The sequence below is a fragment of the Rhizobium sp. AN68 genome (assembly GCF_030758035.1).
Taxonomy (GTDB): Bacteria; Pseudomonadota; Alphaproteobacteria; order Rhizobiales; family Rhizobiaceae; genus Agrobacterium; species Agrobacterium tumefaciens.
Map to the genome: position 1 here is coordinate 485,080 of NZ_JARWMI010000003.1, position 18,458 is coordinate 503,537.

At 59.7% G+C, this 18,458-nt stretch carries 16 protein-coding genes; 6 read left to right on the plus strand and 10 right to left on the minus strand.

Going from position 1 to position 18,458, the window contains the following annotated elements; translation table 11 throughout:
- Nucleotides 1-2 precede the first annotated feature (2 nt).
- The 3 genes from RBH71_RS15395 (at nucleotide 3) to RBH71_RS15405 (ending at nucleotide 3,378) form a co-directional block, all read left to right on the plus strand.
- Entirely contained in the window at nucleotides 3-1,658 is a 1,656-nt protein-coding gene (locus tag RBH71_RS15395) for an alpha-glucosidase family protein (protein ID WP_003515135.1), read from the plus strand.
- A 21-nt stretch (nucleotides 1,659-1,679) separates the two neighbouring features.
- The gene (locus RBH71_RS15400) at nucleotides 1,680-2,768 is read left to right on the plus strand and encodes an ABC transporter ATP-binding protein (RefSeq protein ID WP_003515137.1); all 1,089 of its coding nucleotides are present in this window, start codon (nucleotides 1,680-1,682) and stop codon (nucleotides 2,766-2,768) included.
- 253 nt (nucleotides 2,769-3,021) lie between these two features.
- Nucleotides 3,022-3,378, plus strand: a complete 357-nt coding sequence (locus RBH71_RS15405; protein WP_050923858.1) for a hypothetical protein — start codon at nucleotides 3,022-3,024, stop codon at nucleotides 3,376-3,378.
- A 21-nt stretch (nucleotides 3,379-3,399) separates the two neighbouring features.
- Here the strand turns inward: RBH71_RS15405 and RBH71_RS15410 are convergent, their stop codons facing one another.
- The 7 genes from RBH71_RS15410 to RBH71_RS15440 form a co-directional block, all read right to left on the minus strand.
- Complete coding sequence (locus tag RBH71_RS15410; protein WP_035252069.1) at nucleotides 3,400-4,764, minus strand: metallophosphoesterase; 1,365 nt, start codon at nucleotides 4,762-4,764, stop codon at nucleotides 3,400-3,402.
- Nucleotides 4,765-4,957: 193 nt separating this feature from the next.
- Nucleotides 4,958-6,778, minus strand: coding sequence for a phosphogluconate dehydratase (gene edd / locus RBH71_RS15415; RefSeq protein ID WP_003515140.1), 1,821 nt, complete (start codon nucleotides 6,776-6,778; stop codon nucleotides 4,958-4,960).
- A gap of 123 nt (nucleotides 6,779-6,901) precedes the next feature.
- Nucleotides 6,902-7,600 carry a 6-phosphogluconolactonase gene (pgl, locus tag RBH71_RS15420; protein WP_003515141.1) on the minus strand — a complete coding sequence of 233 codons (699 nt, stop codon included), beginning with the start codon at nucleotides 7,598-7,600 and terminating at the stop codon, nucleotides 6,902-6,904.
- A 10-nt stretch (nucleotides 7,601-7,610) separates the two neighbouring features.
- Nucleotides 7,611-9,086 carry a glucose-6-phosphate dehydrogenase gene (gene zwf / locus RBH71_RS15425; RefSeq protein WP_003515142.1) on the minus strand — a complete coding sequence of 492 codons (1,476 nt, stop codon included), beginning with the start codon at nucleotides 9,084-9,086 and terminating at the stop codon, nucleotides 7,611-7,613.
- A gap of 137 nt (nucleotides 9,087-9,223) precedes the next feature.
- Complete coding sequence (locus tag RBH71_RS15430; protein ID WP_013635497.1) at nucleotides 9,224-9,574, minus strand: hypothetical protein; 351 nt, start codon at nucleotides 9,572-9,574, stop codon at nucleotides 9,224-9,226.
- 26 nt (nucleotides 9,575-9,600) lie between these two features.
- Nucleotides 9,601-10,887 carry an FAD-binding oxidoreductase gene (locus tag RBH71_RS15435; protein WP_323687407.1) on the minus strand — a complete coding sequence of 429 codons (1,287 nt, stop codon included), beginning with the start codon at nucleotides 10,885-10,887 and terminating at the stop codon, nucleotides 9,601-9,603.
- A gap of 10 nt (nucleotides 10,888-10,897) precedes the next feature.
- On the minus strand, nucleotides 10,898-12,334 hold the full coding sequence (locus RBH71_RS15440) for a glutamine synthetase family protein (RefSeq protein ID WP_013635499.1): 1,437 nt from the start codon (nucleotides 12,332-12,334) through the stop codon (nucleotides 10,898-10,900).
- A 129-nt stretch (nucleotides 12,335-12,463) separates the two neighbouring features.
- Between RBH71_RS15440 and RBH71_RS15445 the strand changes: the two genes are divergently transcribed.
- Nucleotides 12,464-13,645, plus strand: coding sequence for an NAD(P)/FAD-dependent oxidoreductase (locus tag RBH71_RS15445; protein ID WP_111800669.1), 1,182 nt, complete (start codon nucleotides 12,464-12,466; stop codon nucleotides 13,643-13,645).
- A gap of 109 nt (nucleotides 13,646-13,754) precedes the next feature.
- On the opposite strand, the gene RBH71_RS15450 is transcribed toward RBH71_RS15445, so the two are convergent.
- Nucleotides 13,755-14,102, minus strand: coding sequence for a hypothetical protein (locus RBH71_RS15450; RefSeq protein ID WP_003515148.1), 348 nt, complete (start codon nucleotides 14,100-14,102; stop codon nucleotides 13,755-13,757).
- Nucleotides 14,103-14,185: 83 nt separating this feature from the next.
- Between RBH71_RS15450 and RBH71_RS15455 the strand changes: the two genes are divergently transcribed.
- Complete coding sequence (locus RBH71_RS15455; RefSeq protein WP_003515150.1) at nucleotides 14,186-15,058, plus strand: LysR family transcriptional regulator; 873 nt, start codon at nucleotides 14,186-14,188, stop codon at nucleotides 15,056-15,058.
- A gap of 6 nt (nucleotides 15,059-15,064) precedes the next feature.
- Here RBH71_RS15455 and RBH71_RS15460 read toward each other — a convergent pair whose 3' ends face one another.
- Together RBH71_RS15460 and aceA are read right to left on the minus strand one after the other, a co-directional pair.
- A complete protein-coding gene (locus RBH71_RS15460) occupies nucleotides 15,065-15,322 on the minus strand; it encodes a hypothetical protein (protein WP_003515151.1) in 258 nt (85 codons plus the stop codon).
- A gap of 83 nt (nucleotides 15,323-15,405) precedes the next feature.
- Nucleotides 15,406-16,695: an isocitrate lyase gene (aceA, locus tag RBH71_RS15465; RefSeq protein WP_111800668.1), complete on the minus strand. Its 1,290-nt coding sequence runs from the start codon at nucleotides 16,693-16,695 to the stop codon at nucleotides 15,406-15,408.
- A 254-nt stretch (nucleotides 16,696-16,949) separates the two neighbouring features.
- Between aceA and RBH71_RS15470 the strand changes: the two genes are divergently transcribed.
- The gene (locus tag RBH71_RS15470; protein ID WP_003515152.1) at nucleotides 16,950-18,365 is read left to right on the plus strand and encodes a helix-turn-helix domain-containing protein; all 1,416 of its coding nucleotides are present in this window, start codon (nucleotides 16,950-16,952) and stop codon (nucleotides 18,363-18,365) included.
- The last annotated feature ends 93 nt before the right edge of the window (nucleotides 18,366-18,458 follow it).

Genomic DNA, 18,458 nt, shown 5'->3' on the forward strand with positions numbered 1-18,458 from the left:
CTATGACCGCTCCGGTGATTTCCGCTTTGACGCCCAACAAGGATTGGTGGCGCGGCGCCGTGATCTATCAGATCTACCCGCGCTCCTATCAGGACTCCAATGGCGACGGCATCGGCGATCTCAAGGGCATCACCGACCGGTTGGCGCATATTGCCGGTCTCGGTGCCGACGCAATCTGGATTTCGCCCTTCTTCACCTCGCCAATGAAGGATTTCGGTTACGACGTCTCGAATTATGTCGATGTCGATCCGATGTTCGGCACGCTTGCCGATTTCGACGGGTTGATCGCGGAAGCGCACCGTCTGGGTATCCGCGTCATGATCGACCTCGTCATGTCGCACACGTCTGACCAGCATCCGTGGTTCGTGGAAAGCCGCGCCAGCCGCAACAATCCGAAATCGGACTGGTATGTCTGGTCGGACAGCAAGCCGGATGGCACGCCGCCCAACAACTGGCTGTCGATCTTCGGCGGCTCCGGCTGGCAGTGGGACCCCACCCGCATGCAATATTACATGCACAACTTCCTGACCTCGCAGCCGGATCTCAACCTGCATAATCCGGAAGTTCAGGAAGAACTGCTCAATATCACCCGCTTCTGGCTGAAGCGCGGCGTCGATGGTTTCCGCCTCGATACCATCAACTTCTATTTCCATGATCTGGAATTGCGCGACAACCCGGCGCTGGCGCCGGAGCGCCGCAACGCCTCCACGGCACCTGCGGTCAATCCCTACAATTTCCAGGAACATCTCTACGACAAGAACCGCCCCGAAAACATCGCTTTCCTGAAACGCTTCCGCGCCGTGCTGGACGAGTTTCCGGATATTGCCGCCGTCGGAGAAGTGGGCGACAGCCAGCGCGGGCTCGAAATCGTCGGTGAATACACCTCCGGCGACGACAAGATGCAGATGTGCTACGCCTTCGAATTCCTGGCGCCGGATGCGCTCACGCCGCAGCGTGTTGCCGATGTGCAGGCGGATTTTGCCAGGGCCGCACCGGAAGGCTGGGCCTGCTGGGCTTTCTCCAACCACGATGTCGTTCGCCATGTCAGCCGCTGGGGCGAGCATGTCGAGGATAAGGATGCTTTCGCCAAGGTGCTCTCGGCGTTGTTGATGACGCAGCGCGGCTCCGTCTGCATCTATGAGGGTGAAGAGCTGGGCCTTACTGAAGCCGATATTGCTTTTGAGGATTTGCAGGACCCCTACGGCATTCAGTTCTGGCCGGAATTTAAAGGCCGCGACGGTTGCCGCACACCGATGGTGTGGGATGCGGGCCATGCGCAGGCCGGCTTCTCGACGTCGGACAAGACCTGGCTGCCCATTCCGGCCGAACACAAGCAGCGTGCCGTCAGCGCCCAGCAGGGCAATGAAGCATCCGTGCTGGAGCATTACCGCCGCTTCCTTTCTTTCCGCAAAAAGCATCCCGCTTTTGCCAAGGGCGGCATCGAATTCCAGCCAGTGGAGGGCGATGTGCTGAGCTACACCCGCACGCTCGGCAACGAAATCGTTCTGTGCCTCTTCAATCTGTCCGCGACGTCAGCAAAGGCGACGCTGCCGGAAGGGAACTGGGAGGTTCTCGAAGGCCACGGCTTTGCAAGCGGTGTGGACGGCAGAAGCGTAGAACTTCCGGCATGGGGCGCTTTCTTCGCCCGTTACGCCTGATAGAGCAGGGAGGAACAACCCATGACAAGTCTCGTTCTCAAGGATATCCGCAAATCATACGGGCAGGTAAAAGTCCTGCACGGCATCGATCTGGAGATCGAACAGGGCGAATTCATCGTTTTCGTCGGGCCGTCCGGCTGCGGGAAATCGACGTTGCTGCGCATGATTGCGGGTCTGGAGGAAATCACCGGCGGTGAGATGTTTATCGACGGCCAGCTGGTCAATGAAATCCCGCCCTCGCGTCGGGGCATTGCCATGGTGTTCCAGTCCTATGCGCTTTATCCGCATATGACTGTTTACGACAACATGGCCTTCGGCATGAAGATCGCCAAGGAAAACAAGCAGGAGATCGACCGCCGCGTCCGCGCCGCTGCCGAAATCCTGCAGCTGACGCAATATCTGGAGCGTTTGCCCAAGGCTCTTTCTGGCGGCCAGCGCCAGCGCGTCGCCATCGGCCGTGCCATTTGCCGCAACCCCAAGGTGTTCCTGTTCGACGAACCCCTGTCAAACCTCGATGCCGCGCTGCGCGTCGCAACCCGCATCGAGATCGCCAAGCTCAATGAGCAGATGGCAGACACGACGATGATCTACGTCACCCACGATCAGGTGGAGGCGATGACGCTGGCCGACCGTATCGTCGTTTTGAATGCGGGTCGTGTGGAACAGGTCGGCCCGCCGCTGGAACTTTACGAAAACCCCGCCAACCTCTTCGTGGCGCGGTTCATCGGCTCGCCCGCCATGAACATCATTGCGGCAAAAATTGCCGTAACCGGGGAGCGGACTTCGATCGAACTTGCCGGAGGCAAGACGCTGAACATCGTCGTTCCCACGCCTGCAACCGAGCAGGGCAAGGCCGCGAGCTTCGGTGTCCGGCCGGAGGATTTGAGCATCGTCACCGGCGACGATTATCTTTTCGAGGGAAAAGTCGCGATCGTCGAGGCTCTCGGTGAAGTGACCCTGCTTTATCTCGAAGCGCCCAAGGGGCAGGAGCCGATCATCGTCAAGGTGCCGGGCATCGTATCCGTCGCCAAGGGTCAGACCCTGCGTTTTGCGGCACCGCAGGCAAAGCTCCATCTCTTTGATGCCGAGGGCAAGAACTACCGCAGATAGTTGCGGAGACAATGGCCGTGAGCTTCAGGAAACATGCCCCGGAACGTCCCGTTCCGGGGTTTTTTCATGATATTTTGCCGCTGTGGAAAAATGCCAAAAATGTTCCGTCTTCGGTCTGTTTAAGGTGACGCTGATATGAATTGTTAAAGACTACGTTTTAATCTTGGAGACGTAGAAAGAGCATGGAGGTCAGGGCGTGCAGAGCAGTGCGGGTGTTATCAAGAACAGTTACCTGACCAAGGAAGAATCCTTCATGTACGACCGCGAAGGCCGGTTTCGCATGGAAGACACCATGAATGCGGCGCGCATCGAATATACCGAGAAGGCCGTCATGCATATGGCCGCTCGCCGTTGCGACGTCATTCGCATTTCCCAGACCGAGGCCGTGCTGGCACTCCTGACGAAATACAATCTTCCGAACCAGTTCTATCTGGATATTCCCGACGCCCGCATCAACAAGATCGGCTGCGTTATGTTGCGCGTCAACGCCAACAACACCATCCACGTTCGTTTTCTGCGCATGTTGACGCAAAAGGAACTCGACCGCATTTTCGTGTTCAGCACACATCCGGCGCACAAGGACCGGAAGCTCGATATCCGGTCTTTCTAAGGGGCTGGAGAATCTCCGGCTTCAGGAAAGCCCACCCAGAACCGTCTGCTTCAGCTTCACATCGGGCACTTCCGCAAAGGCAAGATCGCTGCGGCCGAGATAGGATTTCTGGTTGGTGGCGGACCAGTCGTTGCAGACCAGTTTGTATCGCTCTCTTGTGACCGGTTTTTCCGGCATGGCGTAAAGATAATCGCCGGTGCGGTCAGCAAGCGGAATATCGCCGTCCTGATTGCAGCGCTTGAGGATTTGCGCAAGCGTTTCGCCATCCACTTCCGTCACCATCAGCTTGCCGTCGAAACGCAGCGAGGCGTTGAAATCGTAGCGGCGGATATCGCCCCTTGGCAAACCAGCGCCGAAGGAGGTGTGGCCAATGAAGCCGACATCCGCGCCGGTTTTTGTGGCGATCAGCTGCGCCACACGGCGTCCTGCCTCGTCAACTGTCATTGCCTTTTCCGTTTTGCCGACAACCGCCTTCTCTTCTGCCGTCAGATGTTTGTCGAGCGTCTGTTCGATCAGGCCTTTGAGCGCCGGGGAGGAGGGGGCGTCGCTGTCGATGGCGACGGTCTCGATCGTCGGCGCCTTGCCAGCAGCTTCGATCGTCGCAATGGCCATGGAGGTGCACCATGAACCCGTGTGTACATAGCGCGTCGCACCCTGTTCATGCACGAAGTTCAGGTGATCGTGGCCGCCGACCAGCAGGGTGCCATCGGGCAGCAATGGCAGGATATCGCGGTCGGCAACAACACCGGCGTGGCTGAGAACGATGTTGATCGCCTCCGGCTTGACGATTGCAGGCAGATTCGCCTTGGCCCATTCCACAGGCTGCGGAATATCCAGCATCTCACGCGTCGCCTTCGGATAGGTATCGATCGCGTTGGTGGCAAGGCCCGCAACGACGACCGGCCGTCCGCCCACACTCACCTCCGCACTGGCCGGTGCATAGGGTGCGCCGCTGCGCTTGTCGATGATGTTGGACAGCACGGTGATGCCGAGCGCGCGGGCACGACTGACGAAATTTGCGAGGTCGTTATCGATATCCGGTTCATGGTTGCCGATATTGATGATGGTGGGCGCGAGCCTGGCGAGCGCCGAGAGGAACGTCCACTCGATTTCGCCGGACGACCGTGTCGCCACCGCATTGCCGGTTTCGAACAGGTCGCCGTTCAGAAGAATAATGTGGGGTGCCTTGTCAGCCGCGATGCGCATTTCTATGGCTGCTAGGAGCTGCCCGATGCGCTCATAGGCCGAATGCAGGTCGGAAATCACGATTGCACGCAGGGCCACATCCTGCGCCTCCGCCGGCGTTGCCACCACCATCAGCGGCAGTATGGCGGTGCCAGCCATAAGCTTCAGCACGTCACGGCGTTTGCTTGAGAAAATCGTCATGTCTGGCCCCATCATCTTGAAATGCGTCATCGTCCCGCGGCTGGCTGAGAAGCCCCTATAGGGCGATCATCACAGCCGCATGACAAGTTTGGCGTTTAAGAGACGGGAAATAAAGCGGTTTCAGCGCGGGTTATGCGGGTCATGCCAAGAGGGTGCGGAGGCGAGGCCGAATCCGGCCTTCGCCTCCGGGCGATCAATGGAACAGAACGGAGGCGCCCTGGTCGGCAGGGCCGACATTACGGCGGAACGGGGCGAAAAGTTCGCGGCCCATGCCCCATTCGTTGGCGGAAAGGTCGGCGCGCGCCGGTTCGCGCTTTGCCAGCTCTGCGGCTGGAACAAGCACTTCAAGCGTTCCGGAAATGGCGTCGAGACGGATGATGTCGCCATCGCGGATGAGCGAGATCGGGCCGCATTCGGAAGCTTCCGGCGTGACATGGATGGCGGCCGGCACCTTGCCGGAAGCGCCGGACATGCGTCCGTCCGTCACCAGCGCCACCTTGAAGCCGCGATCCTGCAGTACGCCAAGTGGCGGTGTCAGGCGGTGCAGTTCCGGCATGCCGTTGGCCTTCGGACCCTGGAAGCGGACGACAGCGATGAAATCGCGGTTGAGCTTGCCGTCCTTGAAGGCATCCTGAAGCTCCTGCTGGTCGTTAAAGACGATCGCGGGCGCTTCGATGATATGGCGTTCGGGCTTGACGGCGGAGATCTTGATGACCGATTTGCCGAGATTGCCGGTCAGCATTTTCAGACCGCCGGTCGGCTGGAACGGCGTTTCAATGCTGGCGAGAACCTTGGGGTCGTGGCTCTGCTCGGGTGAAGGCTCGCGGGTCACTGCGCCGTTTTCGTCAAGCTTTGCATCCACGGTGTAGGCTTCGAGCCCCTGTCCGAAGACGGTGCGGACATCGTCATGCACGAAGCCCTGTTTCAAAAGCTGCTTGATGAGGAAGCCCATGCCGCCTGCGGCGTGGAAATGGTTCACATCCGCAAGACCGTTGGGATAAACGCGGGCGAGCAGCGGCACGGTATCCGACAGGTCGGAAATATCCTGCCAGGTGAGGATGATGCCGGCTGCGCGCGCCATGGCGATCAGATGCATGGTGTGGTTGGTCGAGCCGCCCGTCGCGTGCAGGCCAACGACGCCGTTGACGATCGAGCGCTCATCGATCATTTCGCCCGCAGGCGTGAATTCGTTGCCCTGCGCGGTGATGGCGAGCGCCCGCTTGGCGGCCTCGCGTGTCAGCGCGTCGCGCAGCGGCGTGCCGGGATTGATGAAGGAAGAGCCGGGCATGTGGAAACCCATGATCTCCATCAGCATCTGGTTGGAATTTGCCGTGCCGTAGAAAGTGCAGGTGCCGGGACCGTGATAGGATTTGGACTCCGCCTCCAGCAGCTCGGCGCGCCCAACCTTGCCCTCTGCATAAAGCTGGCGAATGCGGGATTTCTCGTCGTTCGGCAGGCCGGTGGTCATAGGCCCGGCGGGGATGAAGATGGAGGGCAGGTGACCGAAGGAAAGCGCTGCGATGACGAGGCCGGGAACGATCTTGTCGCAGACACCGAGATAGACGGCGGCGTCGAACATGTTATGCGACAGGCCGATGCCGGCAGCCATGGCGATGGCATCACGGGAGAATAGCGAGAGCTCCATGCCCGGCTGCCCCTGGGTTACGCCGTCGCACATGGCAGGCACGGCACCCGCGACCTGCGCCACGCCGCCGGCTTGCGCTGCGGCCTCGCGGATGATTGCCGGAAAGGTCTCGTAGGGTTGGTGCGCCGACAGCATGTCGTTATAGGCGGTGATGATGCCGAGATTACCAACCCGGTCGCCGGCAAGGAGGTCCTTGTCGGCGGGGGAACAGACAGCAAATCCATGCGCGAGGTTACCGCAGGAGAGAGTGGAGCGATGAACCCCCTTAGAAACCTGCAGCCGCAGCCGCTCGAGATAGGTCTCGCGGTAAGGCTTGGAGCGTTCGACGATGCGGGCGGTAATGGCCTGAATGCGGGAATCGGCGGACATGAGCGTTCATCCTGTTCGTTGGTCGAGAACCGGTGTTCCGGGAGATGAAGGACCGGTTATCGTGTTTTCGTCTTGTGTCGTCGGGCGCTGTCGCGGGGCCGCTTGCGCGGCAACCGCATCCAGCTATGGCGCCCAGTAAATATCCACGGCGGTTTCTGCCCGGTTCAGCACGGCGCGGATCGGCATTTCGTCCTCATCCTCGCCCGACTGTGCTTTTTCAAGCGTCGCCTTTTTTGCTGCACCTTCTATGTGGAGCACCAGAAAACCTGCATCGTGAAGGCTGGAGAAGTTGAACGTCAACCGTTCTTCCCCCGCGGTTTCCGCCGCCATGGTCAAAACGCCGCGCGGTTCGTCAAGGTCGAGCGCTTCGTAGAGATTGTCGCCACCGGGAAAGAACGATGCCGTATGCCCATCCGTTCCCATGCCCAGCACGACGACATCGAAAGGATCGCAGATCGCCTCGGTCTTGACGGTCGCAAGCGTCGCTGCATCCTCAGGCGAGGCCGCGGGCTGGAACAGCGGCACGAAATAGGCCGCCTTCGCCTTGTCCTGCAACAGGTTCTCGCTGACCAGCCGGTGGTTCGAGCGCTCGCTTTCTGGCGGCACGAACCGTTCGTCCACCAGCGTCACGCTGATGTTGCTCCAGTCGAGATCATGATGGGAAAGCGCCTGGAAGAACAGCTTGGGCGTTGAACCGCCCGAAACGGCAATGCTTGCCGTTCCGTATTCTTTCGTTGCCGCGTCGAGACGCGCGGCAACATCCGCCGCCAGGGTTTTCGCCAGTTCAGCGGCTGTGTCGAAGACATGGATTGTTTCGCTCATACCCGCGCCCTCAGTCAGCGTCGTGCCAGGTGCGGCCGTCGCGCTCGATCAGTGCGATCGAGCCGCTCGGACCCCAGGTTCCGGCAGTATAACCCTGTACGCCCTGTCCCAGCTCTTCCCAGCTCTTGAGGATCGGATCGACCCAGTCCCATGCCGCTTCCACTTCGTCGCGGCGCATGAAGAGTGTCTGGTTGGAGCGGATGGTATCCATCAAAAGCCGCTCATAGGCATCGGGGCTGCGCACATTGAAGGCCTCGGCAAAGCTCATGTCCAGCGAGACCTGACGCAGCCGCATGCCGCCCGGGCCGGGATCCTTGATGAGCAGCGACTGCTTGACGCCTTCGTCCGGTTGGAGGCGAATGACCAGCTTGTTGGCTTCGATCTTGCCGGCCGCATCGTCGAAGATCGAATGCGGGATCTGCTTGAACGTGACGACGATTTCCGAAACGCGGGTCGCAAGGCGTTTTCCCGTGCGAATGTAGAAAGGAACGCCGGCCCAGCGCCAGTTTGCGATTTCGGCCTTGATGGCGACGAAGGTTTCCGTGTTGGAAACGCCGCCCTCCAGCTCCTCCAGATAACCTTTCACCGGGCCGCCTGCGGAAGCGCCGGCGCGGTACTGGCCGCGAACCGTCAGCTTTTCAACATTGCTGGTGTTGATCGGCTTCAGCGAGCGCAGAACCTTGAGCTTTTCGTCACGCACGGCTTCCGCGTTCATGGAAGCGGGCGGCTCCATGGCAACGAGGCAAAGCAATTGCAGAATGTGGTTCTGCACCATGTCGCGCAACGCACCGGCCGTATCGTAATATCCGGCGCGACCCTCAAGGCCGACAGCTTCTGCGACCGTGATCTGCACGTGGTCGATATGGGCGGAATTCCAAAGCGGCTCGTAAAGCGCGTTGGCAAAACGCAGTGCCATCAGGTTCTGCACCGTCTCCTTGCCGAGATAGTGGTCGATGCGGAAGATCTGTTCTTCCTTGAAGACGTGGCCGATGGTGTCGTTGAGTTCCTGCGCCGAGGCAAGGTCGCGGCCGATCGGCTTTTCGACGACGATGCGGGTCGAGCGGGTGATAAGCTTGTGTTCGCGGATCTTGTCGGCGATATCGCCGAAAATGCCGGGCGCAACAGCGAGATAGAAGGCGCGTATGCGCTCCTTGCCCTCATCGAGCAGCTTCTTCAACACGTCCCATCCGTTGCCGGATTTTGCGTCGACGGGAACGTAGAAAAGCCGGTTGAGGAACAGCGCAACCTGCGCATCATCATATTCACCCGCCTTCAGATGCTCCTTCAGCGCGTCCTGCGCGAATTTGCGATATTCCTCATGGCTCATGACCGAACGCGACGCGCCGATGATGCGGGTCGGCTCCGTGAACTGGCCTTCGACCTGACGGTGATAAAGGGCCGGCAAAAGCTTGCGCTCTGCCAAATCGCCTGTGCCGCCGAAAACGACACAATCAAAAGCTTCAACAGGAATGATCTGACTGCTCATATCGATACTCTCGATCTTCAAGGGTTGGGGCATCCATAATCTAATCGATTTAAAAATGCCAGTCTCAGTTATGTGAAATTATGAATTTTGGTTTCACGGGTCGAAAACCCGTACCGATTGTCATTGAGTGATGCCGGCTAGAAAGCAGGGTTCTTGAACAAGCCTTTGGCCGGCGGCGGAACGGAAAAAAAGAAAAAAACGACGATTGCTGCGATTTTCCCCATCCATGATCGCGGTGATGGCTCATCGACCTTGTGCGAGGCATCTATACTGTCCAGCAGCAGTCTTGCCTCATGCCGCTGCCACTCCGGCACCCGGATTTCCATGCCTCCGAAAGCGACCGTCAAATGCCAGTTCACGGAAACGATATGGGCCGAGGGCACGGTGGTGTGGATGCCATAGGCGCGCAGAAACGAACAGGTCACGGCGGTTTCCGCCATCCCGTAACCGGTCGCAATCGTTACAAGCCTGTCGCTAGGTCTTTCCATCAGATCTCCAGAGGTGGGCGGATTTCCTAAAACCTGTCTCGCAACGCGTACCATGAGAGCGCCAGAAAAAGCAGCGGTGCCCGCAGCGATGCACCGCCGGGGAACGACGGAACTTTCAACCGCGCGAATGGCGCCAGCATATCCTGTCTGCCGAGAACGAGATCGGCATAGAGCTTGCCGCAATAGTTCGACAGCATCACCCCGTGTCCGGAATAACCGCCGATGGAGGTGACCCCTGGCATGACTTCCCGCACGAACACCCGCCTTGGCAGGGTGATGCCGACGGAGCCGCCCCAGGAATGGGTGATCTCGACATTTCCGAGTTCGGGATAGATTTCCGCGATCTGCCGGCGAATATGGCTGGAAATGTCGCGCGGCGTATCGGCCGTATAGGCCTCGCGCCCGCCGAACAGCAGCCGGTTGTCGACCGTCTTGCGGAAATAGCGCACCACGAAACGGGAATCGGCCACGGCTTCCTTGCCGGGAATAATGTCGGGATAAGCGTCAAGCGGTGCGGTCGCGCCGATGAAGGAGCGGATGGGCATGATATGGGCCGCCGTCACCGGTTCCAGATTGCCGATATAGGCATTGGTCGCAATCAGCACCCGCGTTGCGGTCAGCGTGCTGGAGGGCGTTTCGATGATGGTCTTGCCGCCCGCCTGGCGTATGGATTTGGCGGGCGTCATTTCATGGATGCCGGCGCCCGCCTCTTTTGCGGCTTTCGCAAGCCCGACCAGTAGCTTCAGCGGATGGATATGGCCGGTGCCGGTATCGCGTGTGCCGCCGAAATAATGGCTGGAGCCGACACGTCTGCGTGCGTCCGCCCGCTCCATGTAGGAAATATGCGGATAGCCGTAGCGATTGTTCATCGCATCGACGCTTTTGCGGTAATCGTCTTCGTAAGCAGCCTTGTGCGCAACATAGAGCTGCCCCGGCAGATACTCCATGTCGATGCCGTGATCGCGGGCGAAGTTGAGGACGTAGTGCTTGGCATCCTCGGCGATATCGAACAGTACCTTGGACTGCTCGAAGCCGATCTCGTCTTCCATCTCGTCGGGAAACGAGCGCTGCCCGGTGCCGAATTGCCCGCCGTTGCGGCCTGATGCGCCGTCGCCGAAACGATGCGCCTCGATCAAGGCGACGGAGACACCGTTGGCGGCAAGATTAAAGGCGGCCTGAAGCCCGGTATAGCCGCCGCCGACGACCGCGACGTCCACTGCTTTCGACCCGTCGAGCGCCGGATATTGCGGCCGCTCCTGGGCGCTTGCCTGATACCAGGAAATCCCCGGCGCTATCGGGCTTTGCCACGTCATGCTTCAGACCTCACACGTTGAGAAGCAGGAATTCCCGCTCCCATGGGCTGATGACCTGCATGAATGTCTCGAATTCCCCGCGCTTCAGGCCCGCATAAAGGCCGACGAATTCATGGCCGAACACCCGCTCGAACTGTTCTTCGCCTTCCAGCAGCGCCACGGCTTCCAGCAGCCCGCGCGGCAGGTCGATGGAGCCTTCATTGGCCGTATCAGCGGTCGGTTCGGTCGGCTCGATATTGTTGACGATGCCGAGCCAGCCGCAGGCAAGCGAGGCGGCAAGCGCGAGATAGGGATTGGCATCCGAACTCGGCAGGCGGTTTTCGACACGCCTTGCCTGCGGGCTGGAAATCGGCACGCGGAAAGCCGTCGTGCGATTGTCGTAACCCCAGGCATTGTTGACCGGGCAAGCCATGTCAGGCGTCAGGCGTCGATAGGAATTCACGTAAGGAGCAAGCATCACCAGCGCGTTCGGAACATAACGCTGCATGCCGCCGACGAAGGCGAAGAACTCCTTGGACGGGCCGCCGTCCTTGTTGGAGAAGATATTGCGGCCGCTGTCGATCTCCACCACCGACTGATGGATATGCATGGCCGAACCCGGCTGACCCTGCATGGGCTTGGCCATGAAGGTGGCGTAGATGCCATGCTTCAATGCTGCCTCACGGATCGTGCGCTTGAACAGGAACACCTGGTCGGCAAGTTCGATCGGATCGCCATGGCGCAGGTTGATTTCCAGCTGGGCCGGGCCTTCCTCGTGGATCAGGGTATCGATCTCGAGGCCCTGTTTTTCGGAGAAGTGATAGATATCGTCGATCAGTTCGTCGAACTCGTTGATGCCGGCGATGGAATAGCTCTGCCCACCGACGATGGAGCGTCCGGAGCGGCCCTTGGGCGGATGCAGCGGATAGTCAGGGTCGTCATTCATGGCGACGAGGTAGAACTCGATTTCCGGCGCGACGACCGGCTTCCAGCCTTTTTCCGTGTAAAGCGAAAGCACGTTTTTCAGCACGTTGCGCGGCGTATAGGGAACGAAATTACCCTCGGCATCCACGACATCGCAGATCACCTGCGCGGTCGGGTCGCTTTCCCATGGCACCACGGACAGCGTGGAAAGATCAGGCACAAGCTTCAGGTCGCTGTCGCGCGGCTCATAGCGGAAGTTTGCCGTCTCATCCGGATATTCGCCCGAGATCGTGTGGCGATAGAGGGCGGAGGGCAGGGCAAGCGAGGTGTCGCCCGTAAATTTCGCCGTCGGCATCATCTTGCCACGCGCAACCCCGGCAAGATCGGGTGTTATGCATTCAATATCCTCGATACCGCGCGCCCTCAACCATTGCGAAGCTTCGCGCCAGGAGGAAACGCCACGGGTAGAGGAAAGGTCGAGGGGAGGTTTCTTTGCCATGGTTGCCTGTTTCTTCGGGCGGAGCATGGTTTTCTTCGGGGGCATGTATCACCGGGTCTGTGTTTCGACTGGCGCCATCATAACCGGAGTTTGGCAATTGGCGAGGGGGAAAGCGCCATTGACAACCGGCGACACTTCGAAAAGAGGAAAGGGAGAAGCAAACGGAAAACAACTATGGCAGACAAATGTGACGTGCTGATTTTGGGGGCGGGGGCTGCCGGCATGATGTGCGCCATCCGTGCCGGCCAGCGCGGCCGCTCCGTTATTATCCTCGACCATGCCAAGGCGCCGGGCGAGAAAATCCGCATCTCCGGCGGCGGCCGCTGTAATTTCACCAACATCCACGCCGGGCCGAAGAATTATCTCTCCGCCAACCCGCATTTCGCCAAATCCGCACTTGCCCGTTACACGCCGCGCGATTTCATCGCTCTGGTCGAAAAACATCGTATCGCCTGGCATGAAAAGACGCTTGGGCAGCTCTTCTGCGACGATAGCGCCAAGGACATCATCCGCATGCTGCTTGGCGAAATGCAGGCTGCAAAGGTGAAATTGAGGCTCGAAACCGCCGTTTCTGATGTCGCCCATGATGGCGGCCGGTTTCGCGTGACGACCTCCGGCGGCGTCATCGAGGCGGAAAGCCTTGTGGTCGCAACGGGCGGCAAGTCGATCCCGAAAATGGGTGCGACCGGTTTTGCCTACCAGATCGCCGAGCAATTTGGCCTGTCGCTCATCGAGACGCGCCCCGGCCTCGTGCCGCTGACGCTTGATCCTGCGGCACTGGAAAAGCTGAGCCCCCTTGCCGGTGTTGCCGTGCCAGCCGAAATTTCCCATGGCAAAACGGCTTTCAACGAAGCACTGCTGTTTACCCATCGGGGCCTGAGCGGCCCCTCAATCCTGCAAATCTCCTCCTATTGGCGGGAGGGCGATACGATCCGCCTGAAACTGGAGCCTGCGCGCGATATCGTCGCCTTGCTAAAGGAAGCGAAACAGAAGAACGGCCGCCAGTCGGCCCAGACCGCTCTTGCGGAAATCCTGCCGAAACGGCTCGCGCAGCATGTCGTGGAAAAATCGGGGCTGACCGGCAACCTTGCCGATATGTCAGACAAGGCTCTGGCGACCTTGGCAAATGAGGTGCAGGACTGGCAGATCAAGCCAGCCGGTTCCGAGGGATATCGCACGGCGGAAGTCACTCTTGGCGGCGTGGATACGACCGGCCTCGATTCCCGCAGCATGGCAGCGAAAACCGTGGCGGGCCTCTATTTCATCGGCGAATGTGTTGACGTGACCGGCTGGCTGGGCGGTTATAATTTCCAGTGGGCCTGGGCCTCCGGTCAGGCAGCAGGTGAATTCGCCTGAAACCGCTCGTATTAACACCTTGTTAATGGGCACGGGTCATCCTGACAGAATGCCAGCAAAGCCGAATCTCGTTGTGGTTCCGCTGTACATGATGTCATGCTGGAGGCTCTTAACAGGGCATGGGTCGGTTGAGTTTTTCGTCAGGAGCCCGCGCATGAACAGATCCGCACATCGCCGCCCTCGCGCCATTGCCATCGCCCGCGCCGAAAGCGAGAGCAGGCAGTTGGCCTTTCGCCTGACTGCAATCGCAGCCGGTGCCGTGGCTGCCCTGATCGCCCTTTTTTATTAAGGTCAGGCTCTTCGCTTTCGCCCTTGCAGCAACCGCGATAAACAGCCGCCACGGCCAGGATGCCTCGGCCATATCGGCATAGAATTTCTCTTCCTGCCGGATGGCTTCCCGCCGCGTGCGCGGAGTCTGGTTTTCGATGATGGCCAATGCTGAATAAAATACGTGCATGTCACTCTCCATGTTGCGGAGGGCCATGATGCACGCCGTTTTTTGATTTATCTGCGCAAGAAAATGCGCTACGTTTTTCATAAATGAAAAACGTCACTTGGGATTCATACCAACTTTTCCTCGATGTGTCACGCAGCGGCGGCCTGACGGGTGCTGCGGCGCTGACGGGTTTGAGCCCTGCGACTATCGGGCGACGCATGGTCGAACTGGAGGAACGTATCGGCAAGGCGCTGTTCCAGCGCAGCCAGACGGGATACGCGCTGACACCGGATGGCCGCGCGCTGTTTGACCGCCTTCAGGCGATGGAAAACGCGGCAAAGGATATCGAGGGATGGCAAAAGGCGTCGTCGGCCTCTTCCGTCGTGCGCATTGCCGTCGGCACCTGGAATGCCTGGCTGCTTGCAGTAAATTTCTCCGCCATCTGCACGGATCGCGACGATTTCCGCATCGATCTTTTCATCGCCGAACAAAGGGCGTCTTTGGCGCACCGTGAAAACGACATCGGCATTCGCGCTTTCGAGCCCGAGGAACGCAACCTCGCTGCCATCAAGACGGGGGAGGTGGCCTATGCGCCCTACAGGTTGCGCAACGCCGCCAGCTCCGTTTCAGACCGGTGGTTGGCGGTGGCGGAAGAAAACGCCATTTCCGCCTACCTGCGCTGGCCGCATGAAAACCGGCGGGACAATATCGTGGTGACCGTCAACAGGCCAACGGCACTGCTCGATCTCACGCTGGCCGGGGCAGGGGTTGCCGTGCTGCCGTGTTTCGTGGGCGATGCCGATGCGGGGCTGATGCGTGAGGGTGACGAAATCGAAGCGCTTCGTCACAATCAGTGGATCGTCATGAACAATGACGATCGCCACCGCCGCGATATACGGACGGTGGCGGACCGGATGACGCGTCTCATCAAGCGACATTCCGATTTGTACGCCGGACGAAAAAGCCGTCCGGCATGAGCGGTGTCACGCAGCAGCACTTCCCTGCGCAACGATGACCGGGATCAGAAGATCGCCCCAGTTGCCGCCCCCGCCGTGATGGCGGGCTGAGCGGACGAGTTCAACGGAAACACCGGCCTCAACGGCCTTCATGACGGCCTGATTGAGGCGGTGCAGATCGTTGGCCAGCATGCGGATGGCGACCTGTTGATCCTGCGTCATGGCGGAGGACTGCTCCTCGGCGCGTTCCTTGACGTGGGTCTTGATGGGGTTATGGGCATTCATGGCATTTCTCCTCTCTTTATTGGTTGGGGTTCTTGATGCGATTTGCAAGCCCTTCCCGTTCAAGGGAAGGGCAGTTTTCCAGTTTATTCCGCCGCCGGGCGGAACTGGTCGTGCTCGGTGGATTCCTTCATGGCGGTGGTCGAAGACGTGCCGCCCGAGATTGCCAGCGACACAGCGTCGAAGTAGCCGGTGCCGACTTCGCGCTGGTGTTTGGTGGCGGTGTAGCCGTTAACCTCGGCCGCGAATTCCGCTTCCTGAAGCTCGGAATAGGCCGCCATCTGCCGCTCCTTGTAGCCGCGCGCCAGTTCGAACATGCCGTAATTCAGCTGGTGGAAGCCGGCCAGCGTGATGAACTGGAACTTGTAGCCCATCGCCCCGAGTTCGCGCTGGAACTTGGCAATCGTCGCGTCGTCGAGGTGCTTTTTCCAGTTGAACGACGGCGAGCAATTGTAAGCCAGCTTCTTGCCGGGGTGCACCTTGTGCACGCCCTCGGCAAACCTGCGCGCCTGCTCGAGATCTGGCTTGGAGGTCTCGCACCAGATCAGATCGCAATAGGGCGCATAGGCCACCGCACGGGCGATGCAGGGTTCAAGACCGTTCTTCACCTGATAGAAGCCCTCTACGGTGCGGCCGACATCATAATCAACGAAGGGCTGGTCGCGCTCGTCAATGTCAGAGGTCAAAAGCTTGGCTGCCTCCGCATCGGTGCGGGCGATGACCAGCGTCGGCACGCCCATGACGTCGGCTGCAAGTCGTGCCGCCGTCAGGTTGCGAATATGCGCCGCCGTGGGGATCAGAACCTTGCCGCCGAGATGGCCGCACTTCTTTTCAGATGCCAGCTGGTCTTCATAGTGAACACCGGCTGCACCGGCCTCGATGAATGCCTTCATGATCTCGAAGGCGTTGAGCGGTCCCCCGAAACCTGCTTCCGCATCGGCAACGATCGGCGCGAACCACGTGTCGACCGAAAGGCCCTTGCCCTCTGCCGTCTCGATCTGGTCTGCCCGTTGCAAGGTGCGGTTGATGCGCTTTGCAAGCTCTGGCGCCGCATTGGCGGGGTAGAGCGATTGGTCCGGATACATGGCGGAGGCCGTGTTGGCATCTGCCGCAACCTGCCAGCCGGAAAGATAGATCGCCTTCAGCCCGGCGCGAACCATCTGCATGGCCTGGTTGCCGGAAAGCGCGCCGAGCGCATTGATGAAATTCTCTTCGTTGATCAGCTTCCACAGCCGGTTGGCACCCATCTCGGCCAGCGAATGGCGGATTTCAACGGAGCCGCGCAACCGCTCCACGTCGGCGGCGGTATAAGTGCGCTCAATGCCGTCGAAGCGTCCCTGCGGTGCGCCCGGAACAAGTTTGTAAAAATCCGTCATACTTCTCTCTCCCATGACAAATGCAGTTTCAGAAACGTGCTGTCTTCAACTGTGTGAAGCGCCTTTCGATGTGACTACATTTACATTTTCATGAGTTTGAGCGCCAGAAGAAACATAAAAACAGTGACTTGAAAGAGGTTATGCTGTAGTGTGCATGACAGGGTGGAGCTGTAAAATTGTAAATTTTGTAAAAGCCTCATGCCCGGCGAATTTGTAACAGACTTGTATGAGTCTTTCGATGTGAGGTTGAGGCTGTGTCGGAAAACAAGATTTTTGCTGGCCCGCGCGTACGTCGTATTCGCAACGGTCTGGCGCTGACGCAGACGGCCATGGCCGAGGCGCTGGCGATCTCGCCTTCCTACCTCAATCTCATCGAGCGCAATCAGCGGCCGCTGACCGTGCAGCTGCTCTTGAAGCTCGCTTCAGTCTACAAGGTGGATCTGGACGACCTGCAAGGCGAGAGTGCCGGTTCCGCCGGGCAATTGCGCGAGGTCTTCGCCGATCCGCTCTTGGTGGGCGAGGTGCCGTCGCCGCAGGAGCTGATCGAGGTGGCAGATGCCGCGCCCAATGCGGCAAGTGGCGTCGTCAAGCTGTATAGGGCCTATCGGGAACAGGCGCAGCGCCTTTCCGACCTCTCGGATCTTCTGGCGCGCGAAGGACATGAGACGGCGCTTTCCTCCACCCGACTGCCGATCGACGAGGTGCGGCACGTCTTTGAAAACCGGCCGGCCTATGTCCATTCGATCGATGCGGCGGCAGAAGAACTCCACAAGCAATTGTCGGCGGGCGAAGATCTCGCCGCGGGCCTTCGCGCATGGCTTCAGAAAAACCACGGTATCGTGGTCAGAACTCTGCCGGTCCATGCCATGCCCAATCTGCGGCGGCGTTATGACCGCCATTCCATGCGGCTGTTTTTGTCCGAGCGCCTGTCGCAGCCGGATCAGCTCAGGGAAATGGCGATGGAAACCTGTCTTCTGGCGCTTCGAGAGGAGATTGGCGCTGAGCTGGAGACGCTTGGCCTGAAGGGGGAGGAGGCACGGCGCATCGCCCGCTTCGAGCTGGCGCGTTATGCCGCCCATGCCCTGATGATGCCCTATGGTGCGTTTTTGAGTGCCGCCCAGCGCGCGAAATACGATCTCGATGTCCTGCGATCACGCTTCAATGTGTCGTTCGAGCAGGCCGCCAACAGGCTCGTCAGCCTGCAAAGGCCGACGGCTGCGGCAATCCCGTTCTTTTTGATGGAGACTGACAATGCCGGCAACCGTTTCCGTCTTGCGGGCGCCGGTGGTTTCCCGAGGGCACGGTTTGGTGGCCTCTGTCCGCGTCTTAATATCCACGCAGCTTTTGCCCAGCCGGGGCAGGTGCTGGTGGAGCCGGTGGAGATGCCTGACGGTGACGCCTTCCTGACGGTGTCGCGCACGCTTGAAGGCCCGCAGGCCGGTTTCGGCGAAAGGGTGCGGCGAACGGCTGTGCTTCTGGGCTGCGATCTCGCCCAGGCCGGGGAGACGGTTTATGGGGCTGCCGGCGCAGGTGGGCCGACCATTGCCATTGGTCCCTCGTGCCGGCTGTGTGAAAGGCAGGGCTGTCTGTCGCGGGCGGAGGCCCCGCTGACGAGGCCGCTCGGCCTGGACGAAATGGTGACCGGTCTTAGTGTTTTCGACTTCCAGTAGAGGTTTCGCATCACTTTTTTCCGGTGGAACACATTCGGTTGAAAATGCTGTGCTGCACATTTCCCGCTTGCTCCCTTTTGTTTTCCTTTCTAG